A 25,056-nucleotide genomic window follows, 5' to 3' on the forward strand; every position below is an offset into this window, starting at 1 on the left:
ATAAGAAAGGAATATGATCTATGAACCCAAAACGTTCTTCCATTATGATAGCGCTCTTGCTGATGGTTAGTCTAACAGCTTGCTCGACAGAACCATCGACTGCTGCTGTGCAGACAACAAGCAACAATGTCACATTTACAACAGTTAAGCAACAAGCGTTAGATGTAAATTACGATCTATCCGGCACATTAACAGCGTATAACGAAACGCCTGTTACTTTCCGAACGGCTGGAACAGTCACTGCTGTAAAAGGAGAAATTGGACAGCAAATCAATAAAGGCGCGGTATTAGCTACTCTGGATACTGCTGATCTACAATTGTCGTTAGCAGATGCGAATCAGTCAGTCGCTGCTGCTCAAGCAGATCTGTCCAGTGCAAATGCTTCTTTAAAAGATGCTCAAGCAGCCAAACAAAATTCATTAGCTACCGTCTCTTCGGCTAACGCGCAACTAGAAAGTGCTCAAGCCAAAATTGAAAGTGCTCGTGTGAGTCAACAAAGTGTGCTATCTGGAGCACGCTCCCAAGAAAAAGCACAAGCGCAAAATGCAGTAAACAAAGCGCAAACCGCATACAATCAGGCAAAAGCAGAAGCAACTCGTTCGCAGACACTAGCTAGTAATGGATTGCTAACGCAACAAGAAAATGAGCAAGCACAAACTGCACTAGCAGATGCAACCGATAGTCTCAAAGATGCTCAAGCCAAGCTTTCTTTAATCATAGAAGGGGCAAGTGCTTCAGAGCGTGCCAGTGCAGCATCGACAGTGAAAGAAGCGCAGACAGGCATTGCGAATGCACAGGCAACGATAGAACAAGCCAACGCCGGTGTAGCTCAAGCTGAAGCAGGTATTGCACAATCTCAAGCAAACATACAAAAGTCGCAAGCAAGTTACGATCAAGCCGTTATCGCAAAAAATAAAATCGTATTGAGCCTATCGTATACAACACTCAAAGCCCAAACATCTAGAGTGATTTTAGAAAAAAATGTATCTGTAGGTCAAACGGTCAGTGCAGGTTCAAGTGGTGGCGGAGCGATGGGTGGTTCATCTGATCCCTTTGTGATTGGAGAAACAACACGCTTGAAAGTTCTACTTCCAATCGCTGATAGTGAAATCAATCAGTGGAAAGTTGGGCAACAAGTGAGCGTCAGTCTGTATGATGATGTGCGTACAGGTAAAGTAACCAAATTGTATCCACAAACCAATGAAAGTACAGGTTCTATCAATGCGGAAGTAACGGTCAGCAATCCGAAGCAAGATTGGAAACCCGGTCAAGTGATCAAAGCTTCCCGCCAGGCAACTACTCAAAAAGGAATCTTATTACCTGTAGAAGCAGTGATTAGTACAGGAGATAAACCTTATGTATTTAGAAATAACAAAGGCAAAGCGGTTCAGACGTTTGTCACTATAGGTGAATCGTATAACAATCAATATTTGATTAAAAGCGGGCTTCAAGTCGGAGATCAAGTCGTTGTACAAGGGGCAGACCGTTTGTTCAATGGAGATGCTCTTGCTACCCCAGCCAATAGTTCTACGGCTAAGACAAATCAAAGTACTACAAAGAATCAACAAGAGGTAACTGCACATGATTGAATTTTTTATCAAAAAACGTAAAGTTACGCTATTATTTTTTGTATTGTTGATTGCGTACGGTGTCTATTCCGGTCTAGGATTACCACGACAATTACAACCTGATGTTGTCGTCAAAACTGCGGTAATCACTACAACATATGCTGGTGCTTCACCAGAACTGATGGAACAGACAGTTACCGAAGTGTTAGAGCAAAAGATCAAAGAAGTGACTGATCTCAAAACAATATCATCTACATCAGGCAACGGCATCTCTACGATTGTTGTGCAAGCGGAAGATAAAGCAGATGCAGAAAGTGTATGGAATGAAATTAGACGTAAAGTAGAAGATGCTCAGTCGAGCTTACCTGCTGATGCAGATGTGCCGATCGTCAACGATAATCTGGCACAAAGCTTTGTACAGTCTTTTGCTATCTATGGCAAAACCAAAGAAGATATCTATGCTCTGAATGATCTGATGAACACATGGAGCAAGCAACTTCGTGCTATTCCAGGAATTACTGAAGTATCTATTAAAGGTCTACCTCAGCAGGAGATCAGTATTGAAGCAGATACTACTAAGTTAAAGCAATACAATATTACCTGGGAGACGGTAATGCAAGCGATTCAATCTGAAAATGACCGCATACCTGTCGGAAATCTGACCTATGAAAATCGTACGTATCAGCTCAAAGTCGATAAGTCAGACGACTTTCAGACGATAAATGATATTCTGATCGCTCAGACAGAAGCTGGTATTCCTGTCTATCTCAAAGATGTAGCTGATGTGAAAATGGTTCCTACTACCGCATCTTATCTGAGTTACTACAATGGAGTACCATCCATCACGATGGATATTAGTAGTCAAGCCGGTTCAGATGTTATCAATATGAATAAAGCATTATCTACTAAAATAGCTTCTTTAGAAAACACATTACCTTCTAATCTAAAAATAGATTCATTATTTGCGCAAAATGATGAAGTACAACGAATCTTTAACGATTTGATACGAGAAATGGCTATCGCTATTATTGCTGTTATTCTGATCTGTACGTTAGGCATGAATTTACTGACAGCAGGTTTTGTAGCTCTTTCGATTCCAATCTCTATTGCGCTAGCCTTAATTGTATTACCGCAAGCAGGCATCACATTGAACCAGATCACTATTGTGGGTCTTATTATTGTATTAGGGATTCTGGTGGATGATGCTGTAGTAGTCAATGATAATATCGAGCGAAGGCTATCCACACTTGGAGAAAATCCCAAAGAAGCTTCTGTACGGGGGACCAAAGAAGTATCCGTTTCGATTATTACAGCAACACTTGCTACGATTGCTGCTTTTGTCCCGTTAATGTTGCTACCCGGGGATATGGGTTCGTTTATCCGACCGATTCCAGTGATTATTTCATTATGTATGCTAGCTTCGATGATTATGTCATTAACGATTATTCCTATTTTCCGAGAATGGTATGAAAATAGACAAATTGAAAAAGGCAAACGTCATATTGATAAGCCAGCAGGTCTATTGGGAAAACAAATTCAGAAATTAACAAATGGATATGCTTTCCGTTTAATGCCAGGTATACTCAAACGTCCATTGATCGTTGCTTTAACAGGGTTAGTGATCAGTACAGCAGTGTATAGCCTTGTTTTGGCAACACCTGTGGAGCTGTTCGGAACATCAGAAGAACCGCAAATTTCTGTTGATGTTAACTTGCCTTCAGGAACATCGCTGGCAGAAACTAATCGAGTTACAGAAAATATTGCTAGTTGGGTGAAAAAGCAACCTGATATTGATAAGTTAGCTTATGCTGTAGGCGGAGCAGCTCCCAAGCTATTCAATAGTACTTCTGAATCTGGAAGTGGAGCAAATTCCGGTCAGATTTTGGTTACAGGAAAACATGGTATGAATGTCGATTCTATAGTAGAGCTATGGTCACAATCATTAAAAACAGAATATCCTGGTACTCAAATCTCTGTAAAAGGTGCTGCGCTTGGGATTCCAGTCGGAAAGCCTATCTCGATCCGTGTAACAGGTGATCAATTACCAGAACTGCGTCATCTGAGCGATCAGATCAAGCAGATTATTTCAGAGTCTCCAGGTACGTATGGGATTACAGATAGTACCGGAAATGATAGTTATACATTAGATTTTGCTGTCAACAAACAAGCGATGGATCGCTATCAAGTCACATACAAAAATTTAACTCAAACATTGCTGATGATGGGTAGCGGATTTAGTGTAGGTGATTTTGATAATGGTAGTGATTTGATCGATCTCAAGTTATATATCAAAGATTCACGTAACAGCAGTCCAAATACATTATTGCAACAGGTAAATATCACCAATGCGGCTGGTATACAGATTCCATTATCTCAAATTGTCGATATCAAGCCTGTATTTTCAATTCAACAGATCAACCATTATGATCTCAAGCGTGTGAATACAATAGAAGCAGAACTCAGTGGACCTACAGCAACAGAAGCGATGCAAGATATTAGACCTAAGCTTGAGCAAATTCAGCTTCCAGAAGGATATGCATGGGAAGTTGGCGGAGAAACATCCAGCCAGACAGATACGTTTACAGATTTGGGTGCATTATTTTTAGTCGCTGTATTTATTATCTTTATCCTGATTACGATGCAATTCTATTCGTTATTGATTCCGTTTATTATTATGACAACTGTATATTTAGCGGCCGCAGGTGGAGTGTTAGGACTATTTGTCACTCAGACGCCGATTGGATTTATGGCGGTAATGGGGATTATTGCACTCGCAGGGATTGTGGTGCGTAATGGTATCGTATTGATCGAATTTATAGAAGATGCCAGACATGAAGGCATGGAATTAACGGAAGCGATTATTCTGGCAGCATCCGCACGTTTTCGCCCGATTATTTTGACATCATTAACAGCTATAGTAGGGATGATTCCAATTGCTACAGTGGGTGAACTGTTATTCCGTCCATTAGGTGTAGTTATTATTTTCGGCCTGGTATTCTCAACGGTCTTAACATTATTTGTTGTACCTTCGCTGTATATGGTTATGGCACGGTATACCGATAAACGGATGACTTCCAAGTTAGCACGTAAAAACAAACGGTTAACCAAACATCAACAACCGATGTAATAGAGTAGTTCGGCATTATAATTGCTTCTCCAAGCAAAGTTATTATACGTAGATAGTGACAACGATGTATGTTGTTGCTATCTATGTCATTGTGCCAAGGAGGTACTGGATGAATAACACCTATCCGATGATTGAACAAATCAAATTATTGTTTTTGACTAAGGGATATGAAGATACTTCAGCACAAGATATTATGCAAATATGTCGTCTAACAGAAGCCGATTTTGCTAATCAGTTGAAAAGTAAAGATCATGCGTATTGCTTGGTTTTGGATACAATCGGTCAGAACATTGATGATCTTATTTTCTACAATTATGCCGATCAACAGATCACGCCAGAGCAAAAAATAATCGTCTATATACAAAACTATATGCAACATATGATACTTATTTATCCGCATATATCTCAGAACAGTATGATCGACAAAAATAAATGGCATAATTCCACAATTTATTATGCTTATCAACGACTGGAATATAGTTTGAGTGCTTTACTTCTAGAAATCATGAATACTGTGTTATATGAGCTAGATAGTGTTAATCTGTTAGGATGGAATACAGATTATTTGCGCCAACAGATCAAGCAGTCCAATAGTCTCTCATTATCCCGAGTATTGGATATTCAACACAATCTGTATCATTCAAAAATAAGGGTGCACAGTGACAATACAGATATAGATATCAAACGCAATAAATGGCTTGAAATACAACAGGTAGAGCAGGAAATAATGAACACCAAAGAACGATGTACACTGGTGAAGACATTGCTTCACTGTATAGAACAATATCCGATCATCATGCTTGATCCTGTAGGATTTACAGAACAAAGACGGTACGAATTGCATTGAAAATGTGTGGATATAACTTTAAATATCAAAAAAATCAATCCCGATCATAATATATGGTTGTTTCGGATTGGTTTTTTTGTTGTAGAATGGCACTGGAATTTAATACTAATAATCTATCAAGAATCCCAACTTACTCTGAATTGTTCTGGTGTCATAGCAACGACTTTTTTGAAGCAGTGAATAAAGTAGCTACTTTGCGAAAATCCTGAATCTAAGGCGATATCTTGAATAGTCTTATTTGTAGAAAGAAGAAGCTTTTTCGCATATAAAATACGTGATTCCAGTAAATAAGCAGTCGGTGTTACTCCCATAGACTGGTGAAATTTACGCGTAAAATAAGGCACGCTGTATCCTGTAAATTGAGCGATCTCTTTGATCGATAATAGTTCTGTACAGTGCTCACGCATATAATTAGCAGCTGCATGAATACCTGGAAGGGCAGGATCTTTGGGCAAATGAAGAGAAACTGCATCTTTGGTAATATGTAATAACATCTCATAAAGTACAGTAGAAGCGCGTATTTCTTGCTTGAGATCAAAGTTACGACCTAAAGCTAACAGTTCTTCCATACATATATTCAATGTCTGCATAGAGTGTAGTTCAAATAACCATACTTCGCTAATTCCTCGTTTACCTAATAACGATTCCAGACCAGAAGCGGAAAAGTGAATCCAACGGATATCCCACGGATCATAAGAATCCGCTTCATAACGTTCTGCTAACTCGGGGCCATATAAAAATCCATGACCGGCACTCAGCTCATATCTGGTTCCCTGACTATATACATAACCTTTTCCTTTCAAAATAAAGTGTAGGTTATACAATCGATTTAATTTGAAATCACTACTGTTCGCCGGACGATCAACGATATGAGAAGAATGGTTCTGATAACCCCCTATAAAGTCTGGATAACAACTATAATGGGCAAATGACGGATTGGGGAAGAAAATATGTTCTCTCATCTCAGTACTCCTTTCAGATGAAATTTATACTATACTACAGTCTATTTTATAGCAATACCAGCTGTATATTGAAATATTCATCGCAAAATATTGTTATCAGGATAATTACTCGTTATATACGTAAATATGACATCGCTTTAAAATAAAGATATCCAAACATTAGAGGTGATTGTCATGAACAAATCGATCCAACTTGATTCTTTACAATTAGGAGTATGTTATTATCCTGAACAATGGTCTGATTCGCTCTGGGAAGATGATTTTAAACGTATGAAAGATATGAATCTGTCTCATATTCGAATTGGTGAATTTGCTTGGAGTATTTTTGAACCGCAAGAGGGAGTATACGACTTTGATCTGTTTGACCGCGTATTAGACTTAGCGCACCAATATGGTCTGAAAGTGATTATGGGAACACCTACTGCTACACCACCAGCATGGTTAACACAGAAATATCCTGAAGTATTGAATGCAACGATCGAAGGTGTTACATATCAGCATGGTATGCGGAGACATTACAATTATAGTAGCCCTAAATATCAGGAACTATGTGCAAATATTACACGTCAAATGGCAAATCATTTTAAAGATCATCCAGCTATTATCGGGTGGCAAATTGATAATGAACTAAATTGTGAAGTCAGTGAATTCTATGCAGAAGCTGACCATATTGCTTTCCGTCAATGGGTACAAGAACGTTATCATACTTTGGAAGCGCTTAATCAAGCATGGGGGACTGTATTCTGGAGTCAGACTTACACAGATTGGAATCAAGTGTATTTGCCACGTCTTACTACAGCACATTCTCCTAACCCGCATCTGGTTTTAGATGAGAAACGATTTATTTCTGACAATACTATCGCTTTTGCTCGTATTCAAGCAGACATTTTAAGAGAGATCGCTCCTCATCATTGGATTACAACGAATGGTCTGTTTGGACATTTAGATAGTCATGCGTTAACAGAAGAAATGCTCGACTTTTTCTCCTATGATTCATATCCGCAATTTTCAACCATCTTTGGCAGTGACGAATCTAAGCCATTGTTGGATCGTAAATGGAGTCAGAATCTGAGCGTTGTCCGTAATATCTCTAACAATTTCTGTATTATGGAACAGCAAGCCGGGCCAGGTGGATGGGTGAATCGAATGAATATGCCTGCTCCACGTCCGGGGCAATTAAGATTATGGACATACCAATCGGTATTACATGGCGCTGATCTGGTAATGTATTTCCGTTGGCGCACGGCTACATTTGGTACAGAAATCTACTGGCATGGCTTAAATGATTACCATAATCAACCGAACCGTCGTATTCAAGAAGCTTCTCAAGTAGGGCAAGAATTTGTGGCGATCGGTGACAAGATTGCAGGTACAACTTATCAAGCAGATATAGCTATCGTCAAAGATTATGATAACGATTGGGATGGCGAATACGATATATGGCATGGCCCTTTAACAGGCAAAAGTATCAACGCATGGTTCAAGCAACTTCAATATCAGCATATCCCAACAGATATTATTTATTTGCGTAAGCAGACACTGGCAGAATTACAACAATATAAAGTGCTTATTTATCCGCATGCCGCAATCATGTCTGAGCAGACAGCGACTTTATTGACTCAGTATGTAGAAGCAGGTGGAACACTAATTTTCGGTGCACGCACAGGATACAAAGAGTTATCCGGTCATTGCCGAATGGCGCCTATGCCGGGCCCTGTCGCTTCCTTATGCGGAATCTCTGTAGCGGATTTCACTTCGATTACAGGTAATGCTCAAGTGCCAGGACTTCGTTGGCAACACAACCATCATCATATGGCGCAAGTAGCGGAGTTATTCAACGATATTTTACAAGTGAATGAAGACGATGTAGAAGTATTGGCGACCTATACATTATCTTACTATGAAGATGCTCCTGCATTAACGCAGCGACCATACGGCAAAGGTAAAGTGTTATATTATGGGGCAGCTTTCCATGAAGAGGTTGTCGATGAATTATTGTCGATCTTAGAGATATCCTCCCCTGTAGCTGATTGGTTAGAAGTGCCGGAACAGGTGGAGATAGGGATTCGTCAGAATGAGCAACACCAGTACATCTTTTTGCTCAATTATAGCGATCAAGAGGCTTCTATTCAGATCAAACAGCAACGTACAGATGTGTTAACAGATACTGTAATTGAAGGCACGACGACGATACCGGCTTATGGTGTGATGATTTTACAATAATAATACAAGACAGATAGAAAACCTCCTGCTAGTTAAGGAGGTTTTTTGTTTAGGATATCTGTTCCTTTTTGCGATATACACATAATGGTTGTTACACTTTGATTATCGTTCAAACACATAGTATGATAAGAGACAATACGATAGAAAGGAGCGACAATTGTATCTTACTTGCATAATTAGGTATACCAATATAGATATTCTATCTACATAAGAGGAGCCACGACAATGACCCAAATGGATACTATTCAAATTGTAACCTACGAGCCACGTTTTGCTGCATCGATTGCAGAGATGTGGAATGCCAGTCATGAAAGTTGGGGCGGTGATAATACGGTCCAGACCGAAGAAATGATTTTGAAAGAGCACCATAATCATACACATATTGATATTTTTCTAGCAGTAAAAGACGATGAAGTGGTTGGATACTGTAGCTTTTCTCATTATAAAGAAGACACAGGAGCACTTTATATTCCATTACTGAATGTACGTCCAGATTATCATGGATACAAAATCGGAAAAAGATTAGTATTACGAGCAGTCGAAGAAACATTACAACGAGGTTGGCCAAGATTAGATTTATACACATGGCCGGGTAATATCAAAGCTGTACCTACGTATAAAAAAGCAGGATTTTTCTGGGAACGACGTGACGATACAACACATCTTATTAATTTGATTCCAGCAGTGTTACAGACACCAGCAGTACAGTCTTATTTTGAACAGATTGACTGGTATACCGATAGCACGCGTGAGATTGTAACCGAACCTGATGGACGACAGGAATACGGGTTTGATTATTTCACATATCAGTGGAGCAAAGATGATCTACAACTCAAAATGGAATATGAACGAACCGGTCGTGGCCTACGATTGATTGAAACGAATGATTATCTGATTCAGGCTACGATTCCTGTTGCTCATCAATTGCCATTTGGAACCGATTATCCAATCGTCTATGAAGTGACTAACAAAACAGGTAAGCCATTATCGCTTGAGATTAAGTCTATTGCTAATGATGATATTGCTTTTGAATTGCAAGAATCCAGAATAGTAGAATCACAAGCTACGATTGAAGGACATTTTCAGATTAAGCCGATTGAAGAAGAGCAAGATCCGTTTCAGACACATCCTGTTGTAGAAGCAGAATTAATCATTAACGGGCAATCTGCCGTATTCAAAATTGGTGTTGAACCCAAGTTCCCGGTACGCTTAAAAGTAAAAGCTCCTCACCGTTCGTTAATAGTAGGGGAAGAGGTTGCACTAGAATTAACAGTAGAAAATGAGTACGATCAACAAATGACTTATTACCTGCAATGCCCTAACGATAATATTTTGTCATTTCAAGATACTAGGGTAGCTATTGAAGTACCTGCTCGATCACGTCGCTGTGTTACACTTACAACCACATTACTTCAATATGGGATCTGGCATCATGCTATTCCAATCTATACACAGCCAGAATGTACTGAAGAGAGTCGCATACTGGAGCAACACATAAGTCTTGTATTTCCAGGCATACAATCCGCATTCGGAGGCGAGACTGCTAAAGATTGGGTGATAGCCAATGGTAAATACAGCGTATATTTAAATAAAATCAATAATAATTTTACGATCTATGAAGGTACAGAAGAAGCTGCTCGTCTGTTTTATCCTAAATTTGGACTGCCTTATAAAAATGAATTTCAAAAAAATCGTGCGTCTCAAGTCACTTTCCATCATGAAGATGCTATGATCATGGAAGCAAGGTACGATGTAGACCATATCGGGGTTGTTTTAACAACGATCGTTACATTGTATGCAAACGGTATGATAAGCCGTTATTACACTATAGAGAATCAACATGAGCAGGAACGTAGTGAGCCGCTATTTTTGAAAGAGCATTTTCGTTTCCCGTTGGAAAACAGCATTATTCCTTACCGTAATCAGTATATTGATACAGCTAAAAGTTCAGATGCTTCTGCAATAGATTACTGGCAAGCTAGCGATATTACAGAAAATTGGTTGTTTTCCTATACTTCTGATTCAACGTACGGTGTAATATGGTCAAAAGATATAACATTAACGACCGATCATTGGCTGTATGGATTAGAACATCCATTGTCTTTAAGCAATGCAGGAGATAAAGTCGAAACACCTGCACTTCTGTTCGCTATCGGTACATGGAATGATTGGCAAGATTTCAGAAAATTTGCGGTACAGAATAGTTCAGATCACAATCTAACAACGACTGCAGCACCTCTTGAATGTAAATTAAATCAAGGCAATCCGTTCGTCCAGCAATCAGTAGATGTACAGATTATAGAGCACAAAAATGCAATATTAGATGGAACACTCTCGATTTCATCTCAGTTGGGTAGTGTGGAACAGACTCAATATGAATTATCCAAAACCTTAGAATCACATGATTTTCAGGTGCAACTTCCTCTACAAACATCTTCTACAATAGATGTACTTACATTACAACTGGATATGGACTCGTATGTATTGGAAGAGAAGCGTTTGGTATTTCCAGTATCTGAACAGGCAATTATTCAAGAAGTGATTTCAACAGAACATGGAGATATTCATACGGTGCGTAACGGTGTGTTAGAATTTCAAGCCAGTCAATCTTTTGCACCGACTTTATTTTCACTTAAATCTGATGGATTAGAATGGTTAGATTCTTCATTTCCACAACCAGTAGCTAGATCATGGTGGAATCCGTGGATTGGCGGTATTTCATTAGAAGTGCATGGTCTATCGCAGCGAACATTATTGGAAGAAAAACGGTCTGTAGAATTTACAGAAATCAAAGATAATCTAGGAAATACATGGTCAGGCATCTGTATTACTATTGATATTGAGAACAATGTTAAGTTCAAAGGATTATCGATTCAGCAGTATTATGTCACGCTTCCGGGTGTTCCAGTGCTTTGTCACTTTATTAAGCTTGATCAACAAACAGGAACAACGTTAGCACCATTTGGAGCGAATCATTTTAGCTTTTACAAAGTGAGCGAAGAGATCACAGATGCTAAAGCATACGTTACAAATACAGCAAAAGAAAATATCATCTATAAAGCGGGTAGAGTTCAATATGAAACCGAAGTGAAAGATAAAGTCATTCGCTTTGGTTCTCATGAACGGAAGTCGCAATTAATCGTTGTCGATCATCCAGATAATGAGACTTGCGCTGTTTTTGTAAATACACATCTGATCGCATCTGTCGTTATTCAGAAAATCTTTGCTAATCATCAGCAACAGGTATGGGGTAAACCACAGTTTTACATGATTTCGGATATGGATATTCCAGATTCAACATTAACGGATCTGTTTCATATTCAATTCGATTTCAATCCTGTAACAGCGGATTAAGAAGGGAGTACACCATGAAAATCATCGATGCACATATCCATTTTTCCGAAATTGACTCTTTTTACGATACTGCTAAGTCGTTAGCATCTATTGATTATACTGAAAAAGGACTATTGGACGAATTTGCACGTTCCGAAGTAGTAGCAGCTGTCGGTATGGGAGTCACCGAAACGTCTGCTGGCGGTTTCCCTGATACTGCCGCACGCAATCCGATGTTGTTGGATTTGAAAGGGCATATGCCAGATAATCTTTTTACATGTATAGGTATTAATCCAGTGACTCTCCATGAAGAAGGGCAATTAGAAGCCGTCGAGCAATCTTTACAATGGGATCATGTTGTCGGCATCAAGTTATATGCCGGATATTATCATTATAATGTAGGTGATGCTATCTATGATCCGGTGTATGACCTTGCTCGCAAGTATCGACTTCCTATCGTTATTCATGGTGGACTGACTTATTCAGATCATGGACTACTCAAATATTCTCATCCTTTATCAATGGAAGAAACGTTCCTCAAGCATCGGGATATTACTTTTATGTTATGCCATCTAGGTGATCCGTGGGTGATGGATACCGCGGCTTTGCTTGAAAAAAATCCGAACTTATATGCTGATCTATCCGGTTGGATCGTTGGCGATAGCTCCAAAGTATATCGTCTAATGGGTGAACAAACGTATGTTGATCATTTTAAGCGAGCTATCGTATTCGCAGAGAAGTATGATCGACTGGTCTTTGGAACCGATTGGCCATTAGTACCTTTAGATGCTTATATTGCTTTTATCAAAAATCTTATACCAGAAGCTCAGTGGGAAAATGTGTTTTATCATAATGCGCTTCAAGTCTTTCCCAAATTGAAAAGTTGGATAGATTCCCAATCGATCTAGTACAATCCTATTCTCATATAGGTTGAAATGATCGTATAACAGTCAGCTCCCTTATCGTAAAATCAAAACGTGTACTTTTATGTCAGACATCGACATGGAAGTACACGTTTTTGTAGTTAGAACTTTATGGTTAGTTAAGACAAGTAAATGATGATTTATAAACAATCAGGATTCATCTAATAAGCGTCCATTGTCATGCCATTGACCATACATTTTGTTTGCTTTGGTGTTAGTTATCAATTTCTGAAGTCTGCGATAGAATATTTCAGGTTGATGATACGTACTCTGTATCGTATCTATTCGTATTTTTTGATATGACCTGGGAAACGCTAGAAAGTGAGTGTATACTTCAGAATCTTCTTGTAAAGCTTGTAGAATATGTGGATGTATCACAAAATTGTCTTCGTTCATATTAGGTAATATTTTTCTACCTGCATCTGTCATATAGTCTAACTTTTCTAGTCGGCGAACACGCTCTTTATTTAATTCAGTCCATGAACTTTTGGGACTGCGAGGAGATAATCGCTGTGCTAAGTGTGTATCAGATATTTTCTTTTTGACCCCATCGATCCAGCCAAAGCATAGACATTCTTCGACCACATCTAGATAGAGTAGAATGTCGGGAACAGGTGTGATACTCACAATCACCCAACAATAAGGCATATCATTACTATGCTGTTGTAACCATGCTCTTAATTCTATTCTGGAATGTATAGTGAGAAGATGGTCAATGTTATTCAATGTATTATGTTCCTTTCGATCATTAGATAGATGATGCTGATTCCTGATACCAGAATAATAGATAATCATTCATTACAGAAGCATGACCTAATTGACGAAGCATAGTAGAAATATTTCCTCGATGATATGTTCCATGGTTTACTACATGGAGTAAGATTTCTGCTAAGCGCGTCTGTCTTGGGCCGACATAAGGATTGTTCAGTAAAAGAGATTGTTCTACATCTATTCCACTTTGTAGCCATTGTTGATACTGATCCGTTAATACTGCAAAACGAGTGATATACTCATCGATAGAAGTCAGTGTGGTCTGATTCAAAGCCATACATTCTTGTAAGGCTTCCGGCATTTCTTCACCTTGTAAAACTTGATAAAACATTCGATCCACTGCATACATATGACTTAGCGCATGCGCTATCGTTGGGAAAGAGCTATTCACCTCCTGGTGTAGTACAGAGTCAGGAAGTGCTTGGATTCTTTCCATAATAATACGACTTGCCCAGATGTGGTACTTGAACATTTCTACAGGATTATTAGACATCAATAACAGCTCCTTTGGAATGATAATGAATGGTATTACAGTTCTCATCATAGCCAAAGAAGTATGACAACAGTGTGTCATACTTCTTTATAAAGGTGGAGTGCTTGTTCAAGTTGTTGTTTTAATATGACTCGTAACTCGGCAGGTTCTAACACTTCAGCACCACTCCCAAAGCTAAGCAAAATCGACCATAACCATTTGGCTTCAAGAGGCTTATAGATAGGAATACGCATGATCATACTTCCATCAGACTGAAATGTTTTATCTGCTTGCTGAAATTGATCCAGAGCTTCTGCTAAAGATTGAGGGGCTACTCGAATCACAATCTCTTTTAATTGCTTTTCCCATTCTGGCTCAGTCTGTAGAATGTTCTGTGGAGTACATAGATGAGGCTGAAAATCTTCGGTCGTTAACTGTACATTCATCATTCGAGATAAGCGAAATTCCCGATAATCCTGTTTATTCTGGCAAAATCCATGTACATACCATGTGCTATATTTGAAATGAAGCCAGAGCGGTTCGATTTTCCGATGCGTATGTTCATTATTGGCGTTAATATAATCAAAATGGACTACTTTAGTATCTGTAATCCCTTGACGTAGATAAACAAGAGCATGAGGTTCTGTTCGGTATGTATCGAAATTGATTGCTAAATTAGAATTGTGATGTTCAGGTGTAATGGTCTGTAGACGTTCAATCGTACTTTGGGCACGTTCATCTTGAAAGACAGTGGAAAGGCTGGTTAGCACAGTAATTAATGAATCGACGTCATATGCACCAAGCAGACTTTTGTCCATTTTATATCCATCTATAATCCCATATCCACCACTACTTCCTTGATAAGACACAATCGGCAATCCAGCCGCACAGAGTACATCAATATCCCGATAAATCGTTCGTTGTGACACTTGAAACTGCTCAGCCAATACAGAAGCAGATAGCACTTCATGATTAAGCAATTTGTAGATCATCGCAATCAATCGCTCTAATTTCATAGTATTATCCCGCCTATTGTTATGATTTATTTGGATCATAGTGAGTTTATTTATTCATTAATCTATAACAGTATACCTTAGAATATAATCAAAGATGTTGGTGGATTTAGACAAAGGACAGTTACATTTTAAAAAAGTAAGCATGCATACTATAAGCGGTATAATATAAGCAAGTTGTATTATCATATACGTTGCATCATAATCCTGCTGTTCAACAATCTGCTACTGAAGCATTGCAACAGTTACAGCAAATGAGAAACTGATATTTTAAAAGAAAAAACAGTTCATATTATCGTTATGTATTTAGGGATCATCATTATCGAAAAAGTAAGTTGTGAACCTGTAGAATCTAGTTATTATGAAGGAGCATACATGATTACTATAAATGCTTTGTTGATCGGTGCAGGGATTATCCTTATTGCAAGTTTTGTGCAAGGATTAACTAGCTTTGGATTTGCTTTAATTGCGTTGCCATTACTTAGTTTATTTCTACCGATTCAGCGTGTCGTGCCGATGATTGTCATATTAAGTATGCTGATTTGCTTGTTAGTTTTGTGCTCTATCTACAGGGACACCAATATCCGTAAAATAGGATTATTGATTATTGCAAGTGTGGTTATGGCTCCGGTTGGAACGTTGTTTCTGCTTATTATTAGTGGAAGTACTCTTAAAATTATAACAGGTATACTGATCACTTTGTTTGCTGTATTTTTGATGAGTGGACGAATTATTCCGATTGCTAATGAAAAAGTCGCTTATGTCTTAGCAGGAGCTATCAGCGGATTATTAAGTGGAAGCATATCTGTGAGTGGGCCTCCGATGGCATTGATGTTGTCTAATCAAGGCATGTCCAAACAGATGTTTCGAGCGAACTTAGCATTAGTGGGTGTAATATTAAATGGAGTGACGATTATTACCTTTGTATATAGTGGATTGATCGATCAGGAAATGAGTGTATATCTAGGCTGGATGTTACCGGTAATGCTAATCGGTACATGGATAGGGGTCAAAGCCGTTAAGTATTTGAATGAACAGAAATTTAAAAAGTATTCACTGGGTTTGATCATTTTATCGGGAATTTGGACGTTATTAGCAGGTCTGGGTGTGATATGAAATAAATAAACTACATGCAAAATAGTAAAATCAAAAAGAGAACAGATCCTTATACAGGACTGTTCTCTTTTTGATTTTATTGTATATAAGGCATTATAGCTATCAAAAATCGATCTTTACAACTTGACCCATGCTTCCAATCCATCCGGTTGATCAGGATTAATATTCTGACGCTCTGCACTGGCTAATGCTACTATTTGTGGGATGAAAATAAAAGGAATCCCTTGAGCTGCTGGATGCAAAGGTTGTTCTAAAACAATGCCTAGATTTACCCATGCCTCTGGAATCCGATTGGAGTGATCTGCTGACGCAATAATCCGTGCTCCGCGAGCATGGATATCTTGAATAAGATTGTGTTGATACGATGTGCCTTCTCCAGTTAATGCTGCAATCACCAAAGTATCTTGATCAATAGTTACCATTGGCCCATGACGAACATCTAATAAGTGAAAAGCATGTGCTTCTGCTTGAGCAATTTCAGTGATAGCAATTGCACCTTCATTAGCTAATCCTTGTAATTCACCATCCGCTAATAAAATGACACGTTTCCATGCGAAATCAGCTACTTCTCGAATCGAAGCTTCTACTTTTTCCATATAAGCTTCTCCCATTTGAATCGCACTTTGAATATCCTCAATTAATTTCTCGTTATTACTCCAAAAAGCATTAATCAATAGATTAGCTACATACAAATTTGTTACTGTACGAGTCTGACAGACACTATGATCAAACGCCCATGGTAATTCTAACGATAAATCAGCTTCTGTAGATAAAGGAGAATTGGATACACAAGATAGAGAAAGAACAGAAAGAGGTTGTTGTTTACGTACACGTTGAATAGCTTCTATAATTTCGCTCGTACTCCCTGAGCGTGATGGAGCGACCAATAATGTATTTGCCAAAAGTGGAGCATATCGCTCTGCATTTAGCATGAGATCGCCCCCTGCTAATGCGGATGCAGGCATATTGTTATACAAACGAGTAGAAAAAGCAGCCGATTCACTTAAACAGTAACTAGAACCGCAACCTACAAAGGTAATAGAAGTAGGATGAAGTTGTTCCAGTAAGTCTTGGATAGCTTGACGATGTTCTAACATATAATTGAATGTCTGATGTAGGGCTGTATATTGCTTTTTCACTTCCTGATACGTTAAGTTCATGAATTAACCTCCATATAGTATATTTTGCAAGATAATCATTACAATGGGTACTTACCATATAGTATATTTCTTTAGTGTGATTTTTTCAATCATTATTATGAATAAATCAATCAAATAAATCTATTTTAGGCTTATTTTTTATATTTATAATCAAAAAATAAATAAATTAACAAAAAATAATAAAAAAAGATTGTTTTGATCATTGATTAAGAGTATTATAATTAAAAAAATGATCTAAAGAATCAATTTAAATGATTTATTCAATCATTAAGGAGATGCTAATATGCCAATTATTTCATCAACTGTCATGCTCCAAAAGGCAAGAGAACATCACTATGCTGTAGCTGCTTTCAATGTACATACTTTGGAAATGCTACAGGCTGTTGTAGATGCTGCTACAGAAATGGAATCTCCACTTATTATCCAATCGACAGTAGGTACTGTTCGTCATTTAGGTGCGAAGTATCTAGTCGAAGCAGCTACAGTTGCTGCGAATCAATCTTCTATTCCTATTGCACTTCATTTGGATCACTGTACAGAATTCAATCTTATTATTGAGTGTATACGAGCAGGCTATACCTCAGTCATGATTGATGCTTCAATGCATCCTTATGAGGATAATGTAGCCATCACTAGTAAAGTTATGGAAATAGCAAATGCTGCGGGTGTGAATGTAGAAGCAGAGCTTGGCAAAGTAGGAGGGGTAGAAGACGATATCGTTGTCGATGAACAAGATGCTTTATTAGCAGATCCTGAAGAATGTTTACAATTTGTAAAACAAACTGGAGTACTTACATTAGCACCTGCGATCGGAACAGCTCATGGTATTTACAAAGGCGATCCTCATATTGATTTTGAACGAATCGAGAAAATTGCAGCATTGGTCGATATTCCATTGGTTCTTCACGGAGGTTCAGGTATTCCAGCAGAACAAGTGAAGCGAGCGGTTGCTCTAGGCATGTCCAAAATGAATGTAGCTACTGAATTACGTATCGCTTTCTCAGATGCGATTAAACACATTTTTGATGAAAATCCTTCCGAAAATGATCCACGTAAATATATGATTCCTGCTAAAGAAGCGGTTAAACAATTAGCAATGCAAAAAATTGGACTATGCGGATCGGCAGGTAAAGCAGGCGTTTTACAATGATTACTACGGTGACCTTAAATGCAGCAGTAGATAAAACCTATTATATGGATTCATTTGCTACACATCAGGTCAATCGGGTTAGACGTGTACTCACAGAACCAGGTGGTAAAGGAAATAACGTAGCAAAAATCATCAAATTGTTAGGTAGCGAAGTGACTGCTTCTGGTTGTATAGGAGGAGACAATGGACAGATAATAGACCATTTGCTACAAGCACGAAAAATAAGCACAGATTTTGTTATGACGTCGGGTGAATCTAGAATATGTCTCAATATTATTGATGAATCCAATCAACATGCTTCTACTGAATTGTTAGAACCGGGGCTTATCATTTCTTCATCGCAATGGATAGCTATCAAACAGAAAATACAGCAACTTGCACAGATGTCTACGATTATTGTTTTTTCAGGAAGCTTGCCTCAAGGAGTGGCGACGAATGGATATGCTGAACTCATCGAAATTGTACAGCATGCAGGCGCACATGCTTTTTTGGATACAAGTGGAGCTGCTTTTACAGATTCGATCCAAGCTAAGCCTTATTTTATCAAACCGAATCAACAAGAGTTAGAGCAATGGACCAATACTTCGCTGACTACGGATCAACAATACATTGACGCCGCTTGGCTTCTAATTGATCGTGGTATAGAGAAAGTTTGCATTACCCGAGGAAGTCAAGGATCTATTGCGATTATTAATAAGCAAGTGTATCAAGTGATATCTCCATCTATTCAAGCCATCAATACGGTGGGGTGCGGTGATGCTTTTGTAGCAGGGATGGCATTTGCAACATCAAGACAGTATGAACCTATACAACAGTTAAAGTTAGCTTCTGCTGTTGCCACTGCAAATGCATTATCTGAAAAAGCAGGCGATATGGATTATGCGACTTACCTGGAGTTAGAATCTGCTGTTCAGGTCATTCCCTTATAAAGGTGAACAAAATTATCCTATAATAGATGCTTGCAATTCATTCTGTAATCATACAAAATGATTAAAAAGAGCAAAATTATATTAATAATGCTCATAAAAATCAAAGGAGATTGCAGAAATGGAGTATTCTAAAAGTGAATTACGACGTACAAAAATTATGGATATGATCAAAAAGAATGGCAAAATATCTGTTCAAGAAATTACTGGAGTTATTGGTTGCTCTGAAGCTACAGCTAGACGTGATCTCGATCTCATGGAGAAAGAAGGACAGCTTATTCGTACGATTGGTGGAGCCGTCTACGAAGGTGGAAGCAAAATCAATCAAGATGAAGTTCCATTTGTCGATAAACAGTTGGCTCAGCAACCAGATAAGCAAAAAATTGCGGAAGCTGCTGCTGCATTAGTCGTTGATGGTGATGTTATTGGACTTACAGGTGGGACAACTACTTTTTTGATAGCGATGGCATTAAAGCATCATAAAAATATTACTGTGGTTACCAATGCCGTCAATATTGCTTTTGAATTGGCAGATGCAGAAGGGATTCAAGTGGTTCTAACTGGTGGCGTAATGCGCTCACAAAGTTATGAATTAATCGGTCCTTTAGCTGAAAGTGTTATTCAGAAGATCAATTTGAGCAAAATGTTTCTGGGTGTAGATGGTGTCGCATCTGAACGAGGATTTACGATGCATTCTGAATTAGAAGTACGGATTGCTCAGCAATTAAGTGAACGTTCTAGTGAAGTGTATGCGGTATTCGACCAAAGTAAACTTGAAAAAACAGCTTTATTTACGATTATGCCTTTAAAAGAAGTGACCGGCATTATCACTAATGTACATGCTGACTCCTGGTTACAGCAATTATGTGAGAAAGAACATGTTCAACTGCAATTAGTCTAATGATCGGGATATCTATATGATGATATAGCTGTTTATACGTATAGACAAGGTTGTTTATATCGAATATCCAACTTTGGTCTATACGTTATATGTAATAGCAATAGAGCATGTAAGACTACTGAATTTGAAAGGGGGAATTCATTGATATGCTTACTAAGGTTTTGAACTATCTCATCTTACTAGTCTTGATTACAGTGATGCTAGCAGGATGTGCATCAAATTCTAAAAATGTAGGCTCTTCTGGTAAAACTAAAATCGTATTTTGGGCACATCAAGAAAGTGCAATGAATGATGCATATCACAAGCTGATCCAAGCCTATGAAGCCAAACACCCCGATATCGAAATTGATTTTCAGACTTTTCCTTATGATGTGTATAATCAAAAACTTAAAGCTTCTTTTTCTGCACAAAACCCTCCTGACGTAGCTGAGATGTTTGGTACATGGGTTCCTGAGTATAGCAAAAATGGAGCACTGACCGAAGTTCCTAATATCGATAAGATCAGTAAAGAGTATTATCCTGCACCATTAGGAGCTTATCAATACAATGGAAAGTTGTATGGCTTACCACTTGAATACAACCTCGAAAACGGAGGTATGTTAATCCATCCTGAAATGTTCAAAAACAAAGGGCTAGAGTACCCACCCAAAACGTGGGACGATTTAGTCGAAAATGCCAAAATATTAACAGTACGTAATGATAACGGTATCCAAATCAAAGGATTTGATTTTATTTCTTTAGACAATATTACGTTTACCTTTCTTTCTATGATTTTGCAGCAGAATGGAAAGTACTGGGGAACAGATAACCATGTAAACTTTCAAACTCCAGAAGCTATCCAAGCAATGAATACGCTTACTTCTTTAGTGAGTGTAGATAAAGTGACTGATCTCTCTGTATTTGGCGGTCAATTGGATAGCTCAGACTACTTTTTCCGTGGCAATTCTGCTATGACCTATCGTGGGCCTTGGACGGTTGCTTCTGGATTGGATAACTATAAGGTAAAAGACTTTGAGTATGTACCTGTTCCTTCATTTACGAATGAGAATCCTTATTTTGCAGCAGAATCAGGATGGGGTGTAGTAGTAGCCAGTAAAAGTGAAATACAGAAGCAAGCTTTGAATTTTATTCAATTCCTAAGTGAAAATGAAAATCTGCTTCAATGGAATATAAGTACATTTACGGTACCTCCCAAAAAAGAAGTCGCAAATAACCCTAAATTTCTGAAGGAAAATCCGTACATGAAAGCACCGCTTAATATTTTGAAGTATGGTCAATGGATTGGCCCTGTTGCAGATCGAGATTATTTTTTCAAACAGATTAATGATAACTTTCAGTTGATTGTAAGCGGACAGATCACCGTCGAAACGGGTCTAAGTAATATAGAACAATCAATCAATTCAAGTCAAGACCAACACAAGTAGTCGAGGTGAATAGCGAATGAATAAAAGTATCGAAGCTGGAAATACCAGTAAAAGAACATTCGATAAAGGAACCACTCGTTCATATCAAAATGAGAAATGGTTTGTGCGTATTGCTCTAGCCCCGATTCTGCTTCTTTTTGGAGTATTTGCTTTTCTGCCGATTGCTTGGAGTTTGTTGTTATCTTTTTATGATTATAGTCCGCTCAGTAATCATGCTGTTTTTACAGGAATGAAAAATTATACATTGTTACTTCAAGATGCAGTCTTTCTAAAATCGCTCTGGGTCACTTTTAAGTTCGTTGGTATTACTGTGATCAGCAATATTGTGATTACATTGATTATTGCAAGTGCGATCTATGCAATACGAATACAATGGCTTAAAAATTTGTTTCGTACCTTGTTCTTTTTACCAGCTATTGCTCCACTAGCGGGAACAGCTATTGTTTGGACAACTATTTTGAATTATGACAGTGGATTGTTCAACGTCATTCTTGGTCAGCTACATATTGCTCCTGTTCACTGGTTAAGTGATCCCAAGTATGCCTTGTTATCCGTTATTATGATGACGCTCTGGGCAGATATTGGCTATAATATTGTGCTATTTATAGCAGGCAGAGAGTCTATTGCTGATATGTATTATGAAGCGGCTATTCTGGATGGAGCTAATCGCTGGCATTTGTTCTTTTTTGTGACGTTGCCATTATTGCGTAGAACTATGTTATTTGTAACGATCACTACAGTGATTTCATATTTTCAAGCATTCCCACAATTCCAGATTATGACCAAAGGAGAACCGTTTAACGAAACAAGAGTCTTAGCGCTTAATATTTACGATCAGGCTTTTTCCAATTCCAATATGGGCTATGCTTCTGCAATGGCAACGATATTCCTGATCATCATTTTAATCGTAACGTTAATTCAGTTCCGATTAGGACGTGCTAGCTGGGAACAATAAGAGGGGGAGATACAGATGCAACGAAAAAGTCCATGGTTGGATTCGATCGTATTGGTGTTTCTAATCGTGACAGCGGTGGCAATGATGGTTCCTTATCTATGGATGGTAGTATCTTCTTTCAAAAGCAATATGGATATCATGTCAGGTCAGGGAAGTTTCTTTCCTAATCATCCAACATTAGAAGGATATTTCACTGTTTTTAAAGATGCTCCCTTTGTGAAATGGATGTGGAATAGTGCTATTTCAGCAGTTATTATCACCATTATTACACTATTTACAAGTGCACTTGCAGGTTACGTTTTTGCTAAGCATCAATTTAAAGGTAAACGCATTTTATTTGTATTGATTCTGGCAACCATGATGATTCCTTTTCAAGTGATTATGATTCCCACATATCTGATCACTGCAAGACTTGGATTGATTGATCATTTAGCCGCTATTATTTTGCCTAATCTCGTTAGTTCTTATGGAGTGTTCTTAGCCAAACAGTTTATTGAAGATATCCCGCAAGACTTGCTAGATGCTGCGCGAATAGATGGGGCTGGTGAATTACGATTGATGATTCGAATTATTGCTCCTCTTATTTTGCCGATGCTATCAGCGCTTGGTATCTTTACATTTATGAATGCGTGGAACAATTATCTATGGCCGTTAATCGTACTGAATGATACCGATCATATGACTGTACCTCTGGCACTTGTGTATTTTAACGGAACTCATGTGGTCAATTACAATGTTGTGATGTCTGCTGCTGTCTTAATTACTTTACCTGTCATGATTGTTTTTCTTATTTTCCAAAAGCAATTTATCAAAGGTTTAACCATGACAGGTATGAAATAACAATATTCCATCATCATAAACATGCAGAGAGGAAGAATTATAATGACAAAAATATCTATTATTGGCGCAGGTAGTGCTTTTACACAAGATATCACTACAGATATTCTAAAAATCGAAGGAATCGATGGAGGCATGATCGCTTTGGTCGATCTTGATGCAAAGCGTCTAGATATTGCTCGTCGTATGGTCGAAAAGTTGATCGAAATGACAGGCAATCGTTGGAAAGTTATCGCTTCTACAGATCGGCGTGAAGTCATTGGCGGCTCTCAATTTGTTATTAATCAGATTGAAGTCGGTGGACTGCAAAATGTAAGGTACGAGTATGAAATTCCTCTTAAATATAATGTAAATCAGTGTATAGGAGATACGCTTGGACCAGGCGGTTTGTTCAAAACGTTGCGGACGCTGCCAAGCTGGATCGATATTGTGAGAGATATTGAAGACCTTGCTCCTCATGCTACCATTTTGAATTATACGAATCCGATGTCAGCAGTCACCTTACTGACTTCACGGATTACAGAACTTCCGGTAGTCGGTCTGTGTCACTCGATTCAGAACACATCCAGTCAATTAGCAGAGTATGCAGGTGTACCTTACAACGAATTAGAATGGCGAGCAGGTGGTATTAATCATATGTCATGGTTCGTTGAACTTAAGCATAAAGGTCAAGACTTGTACCCTGTATTACTGGAAAAAATAAAAGACGAAGAGCTACTGCGTCAAGATCCTGTACGCTTAGACGCAATGAAGTATTTAGGTGCTTTTGTATCGGAATCCAGCGGACACTTTTCTGAATACATTCCTTATTATCGTAAACGTCAGGAGTTAATAGATCAGCATTGTAATACAGGATATAACGGTGCAACAGGATTTTATGCAGACAACTGGCCTATCTGGAGAAAAGAAAATGATGAGCGCATCTTGAAACAATTAGAAGGTACTTTACCTATCGAATTGAAAAATAGTAATGAGTATGCCGCAGTTATTATAGAAGCGATGCTAAAAAATGAACCTAAAGTGATCTATGGCAATGTACCTAATCAAGGGCTTATTCACAATTTACCGCAAAATGGTGTGGTCGAAGTAGCTTGTATGATTGATGGTAATGGAATTAACCCTTGTCAGTTCGGTAGTCTACCAGAACATTTAGCTGCGTTGTGTCGCTCGAATATGGCATTTTTCGAACTAGCTGTAGGTGCTGTACTCGGTAATGATAAAGAAATGGCACGTCATGCATTAATGTCTGATCCATTAACAGCAGCCGTATGTTCACTTGAAGAAATTAGCAATATGTTCGATGAATTATATGAAGTGGAACGGGAATTTATCCCGAATATGAAATAAT

19 protein-coding genes are annotated in these 25,056 nt (G+C 38.3%); 14 read left to right on the top strand and 5 right to left on the bottom strand.

The features are described 5' to 3' along the window. Positions 1 to 20: 20 nt before the first annotated feature. From PQ460_RS11650 to PQ460_RS11660, 3 genes are all read left to right on the top strand, one after another. The gene (locus PQ460_RS11650) at positions 21 to 1,589 is read left to right on the top strand and encodes an efflux RND transporter periplasmic adaptor subunit (protein ID WP_274172799.1); all 1,569 of its coding nucleotides are present in this window, start codon (positions 21 to 23) and stop codon (positions 1,587 to 1,589) included. Then, a complete protein-coding gene (locus PQ460_RS11655) occupies positions 1,582 to 4,695 on the top strand; it encodes an efflux RND transporter permease subunit (protein ID WP_274172800.1) in 3,114 nt (1,037 codons plus the stop codon). Before PQ460_RS11650 ends, PQ460_RS11655 begins: the two co-directional genes overlap by 8 nt. 109 nt (positions 4,696 to 4,804) lie before the next feature. Beyond that, positions 4,805 to 5,542 (top strand): hypothetical protein, encoded by a 738-nt coding sequence (locus PQ460_RS11660; protein ID WP_274172801.1) that lies wholly within the window; start codon positions 4,805 to 4,807, stop codon positions 5,540 to 5,542. Between the two features lie 116 nt (positions 5,543 to 5,658). On the opposite strand, the gene PQ460_RS11665 is transcribed toward PQ460_RS11660, so the two are convergent. Next, positions 5,659 to 6,504, bottom strand: a complete 846-nt coding sequence (locus PQ460_RS11665; RefSeq protein ID WP_274172802.1) for an AraC family transcriptional regulator — start codon at positions 6,502 to 6,504, stop codon at positions 5,659 to 5,661. A gap of 174 nt (positions 6,505 to 6,678) precedes the next feature. Here PQ460_RS11665 and PQ460_RS11670 point away from each other — a divergent pair, with 174 nt between their 5' ends. The 3 genes from PQ460_RS11670 (at position 6,679) to PQ460_RS11680 (ending at position 12,968) form a co-directional block, all read left to right on the top strand. Further along, a complete protein-coding gene (locus PQ460_RS11670) occupies positions 6,679 to 8,727 on the top strand; it encodes a beta-galactosidase (protein WP_274172803.1) in 2,049 nt (682 codons plus the stop codon). 225 nt (positions 8,728 to 8,952) lie between these two features. Then, entirely contained in the window at positions 8,953 to 12,081 is a 3,129-nt protein-coding gene (locus PQ460_RS11675; RefSeq protein WP_274172804.1) for a GNAT family N-acetyltransferase, read from the top strand. 14 nt (positions 12,082 to 12,095) lie between these two features. Beyond that, a complete protein-coding gene (locus PQ460_RS11680) occupies positions 12,096 to 12,968 on the top strand; it encodes an amidohydrolase family protein (RefSeq protein WP_274172805.1) in 873 nt (290 codons plus the stop codon). A 165-nt stretch (positions 12,969 to 13,133) separates the two neighbouring features. Here the strand turns inward: PQ460_RS11680 and PQ460_RS11685 are convergent, their stop codons facing one another. The 3 genes from PQ460_RS11685 to PQ460_RS11695 all read right to left on the bottom strand — a co-directional run bounded on the left by PQ460_RS11685 (position 13,134) and on the right by PQ460_RS11695 (position 15,242). Continuing rightward, positions 13,134 to 13,709 (bottom strand): YdeI/OmpD-associated family protein, encoded by a 576-nt coding sequence (locus PQ460_RS11685; protein WP_274172806.1) that lies wholly within the window; start codon positions 13,707 to 13,709, stop codon positions 13,134 to 13,136. Positions 13,710 to 13,731: 22 nt separating this feature from the next. Beyond that, entirely contained in the window at positions 13,732 to 14,247 is a 516-nt protein-coding gene (locus PQ460_RS11690; RefSeq protein ID WP_274172807.1) for a DinB family protein, read from the bottom strand. A gap of 77 nt (positions 14,248 to 14,324) precedes the next feature. Continuing rightward, positions 14,325 to 15,242, bottom strand: coding sequence for a helix-turn-helix transcriptional regulator (locus PQ460_RS11695; RefSeq protein WP_274172808.1), 918 nt, complete (start codon positions 15,240 to 15,242; stop codon positions 14,325 to 14,327). A 372-nt stretch (positions 15,243 to 15,614) separates the two neighbouring features. Between PQ460_RS11695 and PQ460_RS11700 the strand changes: the two genes are divergently transcribed. Beyond that, the gene (locus PQ460_RS11700) at positions 15,615 to 16,355 is read left to right on the top strand and encodes a sulfite exporter TauE/SafE family protein (RefSeq protein WP_274172809.1); all 741 of its coding nucleotides are present in this window, start codon (positions 15,615 to 15,617) and stop codon (positions 16,353 to 16,355) included. A gap of 116 nt (positions 16,356 to 16,471) precedes the next feature. Here PQ460_RS11700 and PQ460_RS11705 read toward each other — a convergent pair whose 3' ends face one another. After that, complete coding sequence (locus PQ460_RS11705; protein WP_274172810.1) at positions 16,472 to 17,515, bottom strand: SIS domain-containing protein; 1,044 nt, start codon at positions 17,513 to 17,515, stop codon at positions 16,472 to 16,474. A 283-nt stretch (positions 17,516 to 17,798) separates the two neighbouring features. Here PQ460_RS11705 and fba point away from each other — a divergent pair, with 283 nt between their 5' ends. From fba to melA, 7 genes are all read left to right on the top strand, one after another. Further along, positions 17,799 to 18,665 carry a class II fructose-1,6-bisphosphate aldolase gene (fba, locus tag PQ460_RS11710; protein ID WP_274172811.1) on the top strand — a complete coding sequence of 289 codons (867 nt, stop codon included), beginning with the start codon at positions 17,799 to 17,801 and terminating at the stop codon, positions 18,663 to 18,665. Next, positions 18,662 to 19,594 carry a 1-phosphofructokinase family hexose kinase gene (locus tag PQ460_RS11715; protein WP_274172812.1) on the top strand — a complete coding sequence of 311 codons (933 nt, stop codon included), beginning with the start codon at positions 18,662 to 18,664 and terminating at the stop codon, positions 19,592 to 19,594. Before fba ends, PQ460_RS11715 begins: the two co-directional genes overlap by 4 nt. A gap of 118 nt (positions 19,595 to 19,712) precedes the next feature. After that, positions 19,713 to 20,492, top strand: a complete 780-nt coding sequence (locus tag PQ460_RS11720; protein WP_274172813.1) for a DeoR/GlpR family DNA-binding transcription regulator — start codon at positions 19,713 to 19,715, stop codon at positions 20,490 to 20,492. Between the two features lie 146 nt (positions 20,493 to 20,638). After that, positions 20,639 to 21,916 carry an ABC transporter substrate-binding protein gene (locus PQ460_RS11725; protein WP_274172814.1) on the top strand — a complete coding sequence of 426 codons (1,278 nt, stop codon included), beginning with the start codon at positions 20,639 to 20,641 and terminating at the stop codon, positions 21,914 to 21,916. 16 nt (positions 21,917 to 21,932) lie between these two features. After that, the gene (locus PQ460_RS11730) at positions 21,933 to 22,871 is read left to right on the top strand and encodes a carbohydrate ABC transporter permease (RefSeq protein ID WP_273612498.1); all 939 of its coding nucleotides are present in this window, start codon (positions 21,933 to 21,935) and stop codon (positions 22,869 to 22,871) included. Between the two features lie 15 nt (positions 22,872 to 22,886). After that, a complete protein-coding gene (locus PQ460_RS11735; RefSeq protein WP_274172815.1) occupies positions 22,887 to 23,711 on the top strand; it encodes a carbohydrate ABC transporter permease in 825 nt (274 codons plus the stop codon). Between the two features lie 42 nt (positions 23,712 to 23,753). Continuing rightward, the gene (gene melA, locus PQ460_RS11740; protein ID WP_274172816.1) at positions 23,754 to 25,055 is read left to right on the top strand and encodes an alpha-galactosidase; all 1,302 of its coding nucleotides are present in this window, start codon (positions 23,754 to 23,756) and stop codon (positions 25,053 to 25,055) included. Position 25,056 lies beyond the last annotated feature (1 nt).

Source organism: Paenibacillus sp. KACC 21273 (assembly GCF_028736095.1).
Lineage (GTDB): Bacteria > Bacillota > Bacilli > Paenibacillales > Paenibacillaceae > Saccharibacillus > Saccharibacillus kyungheensis.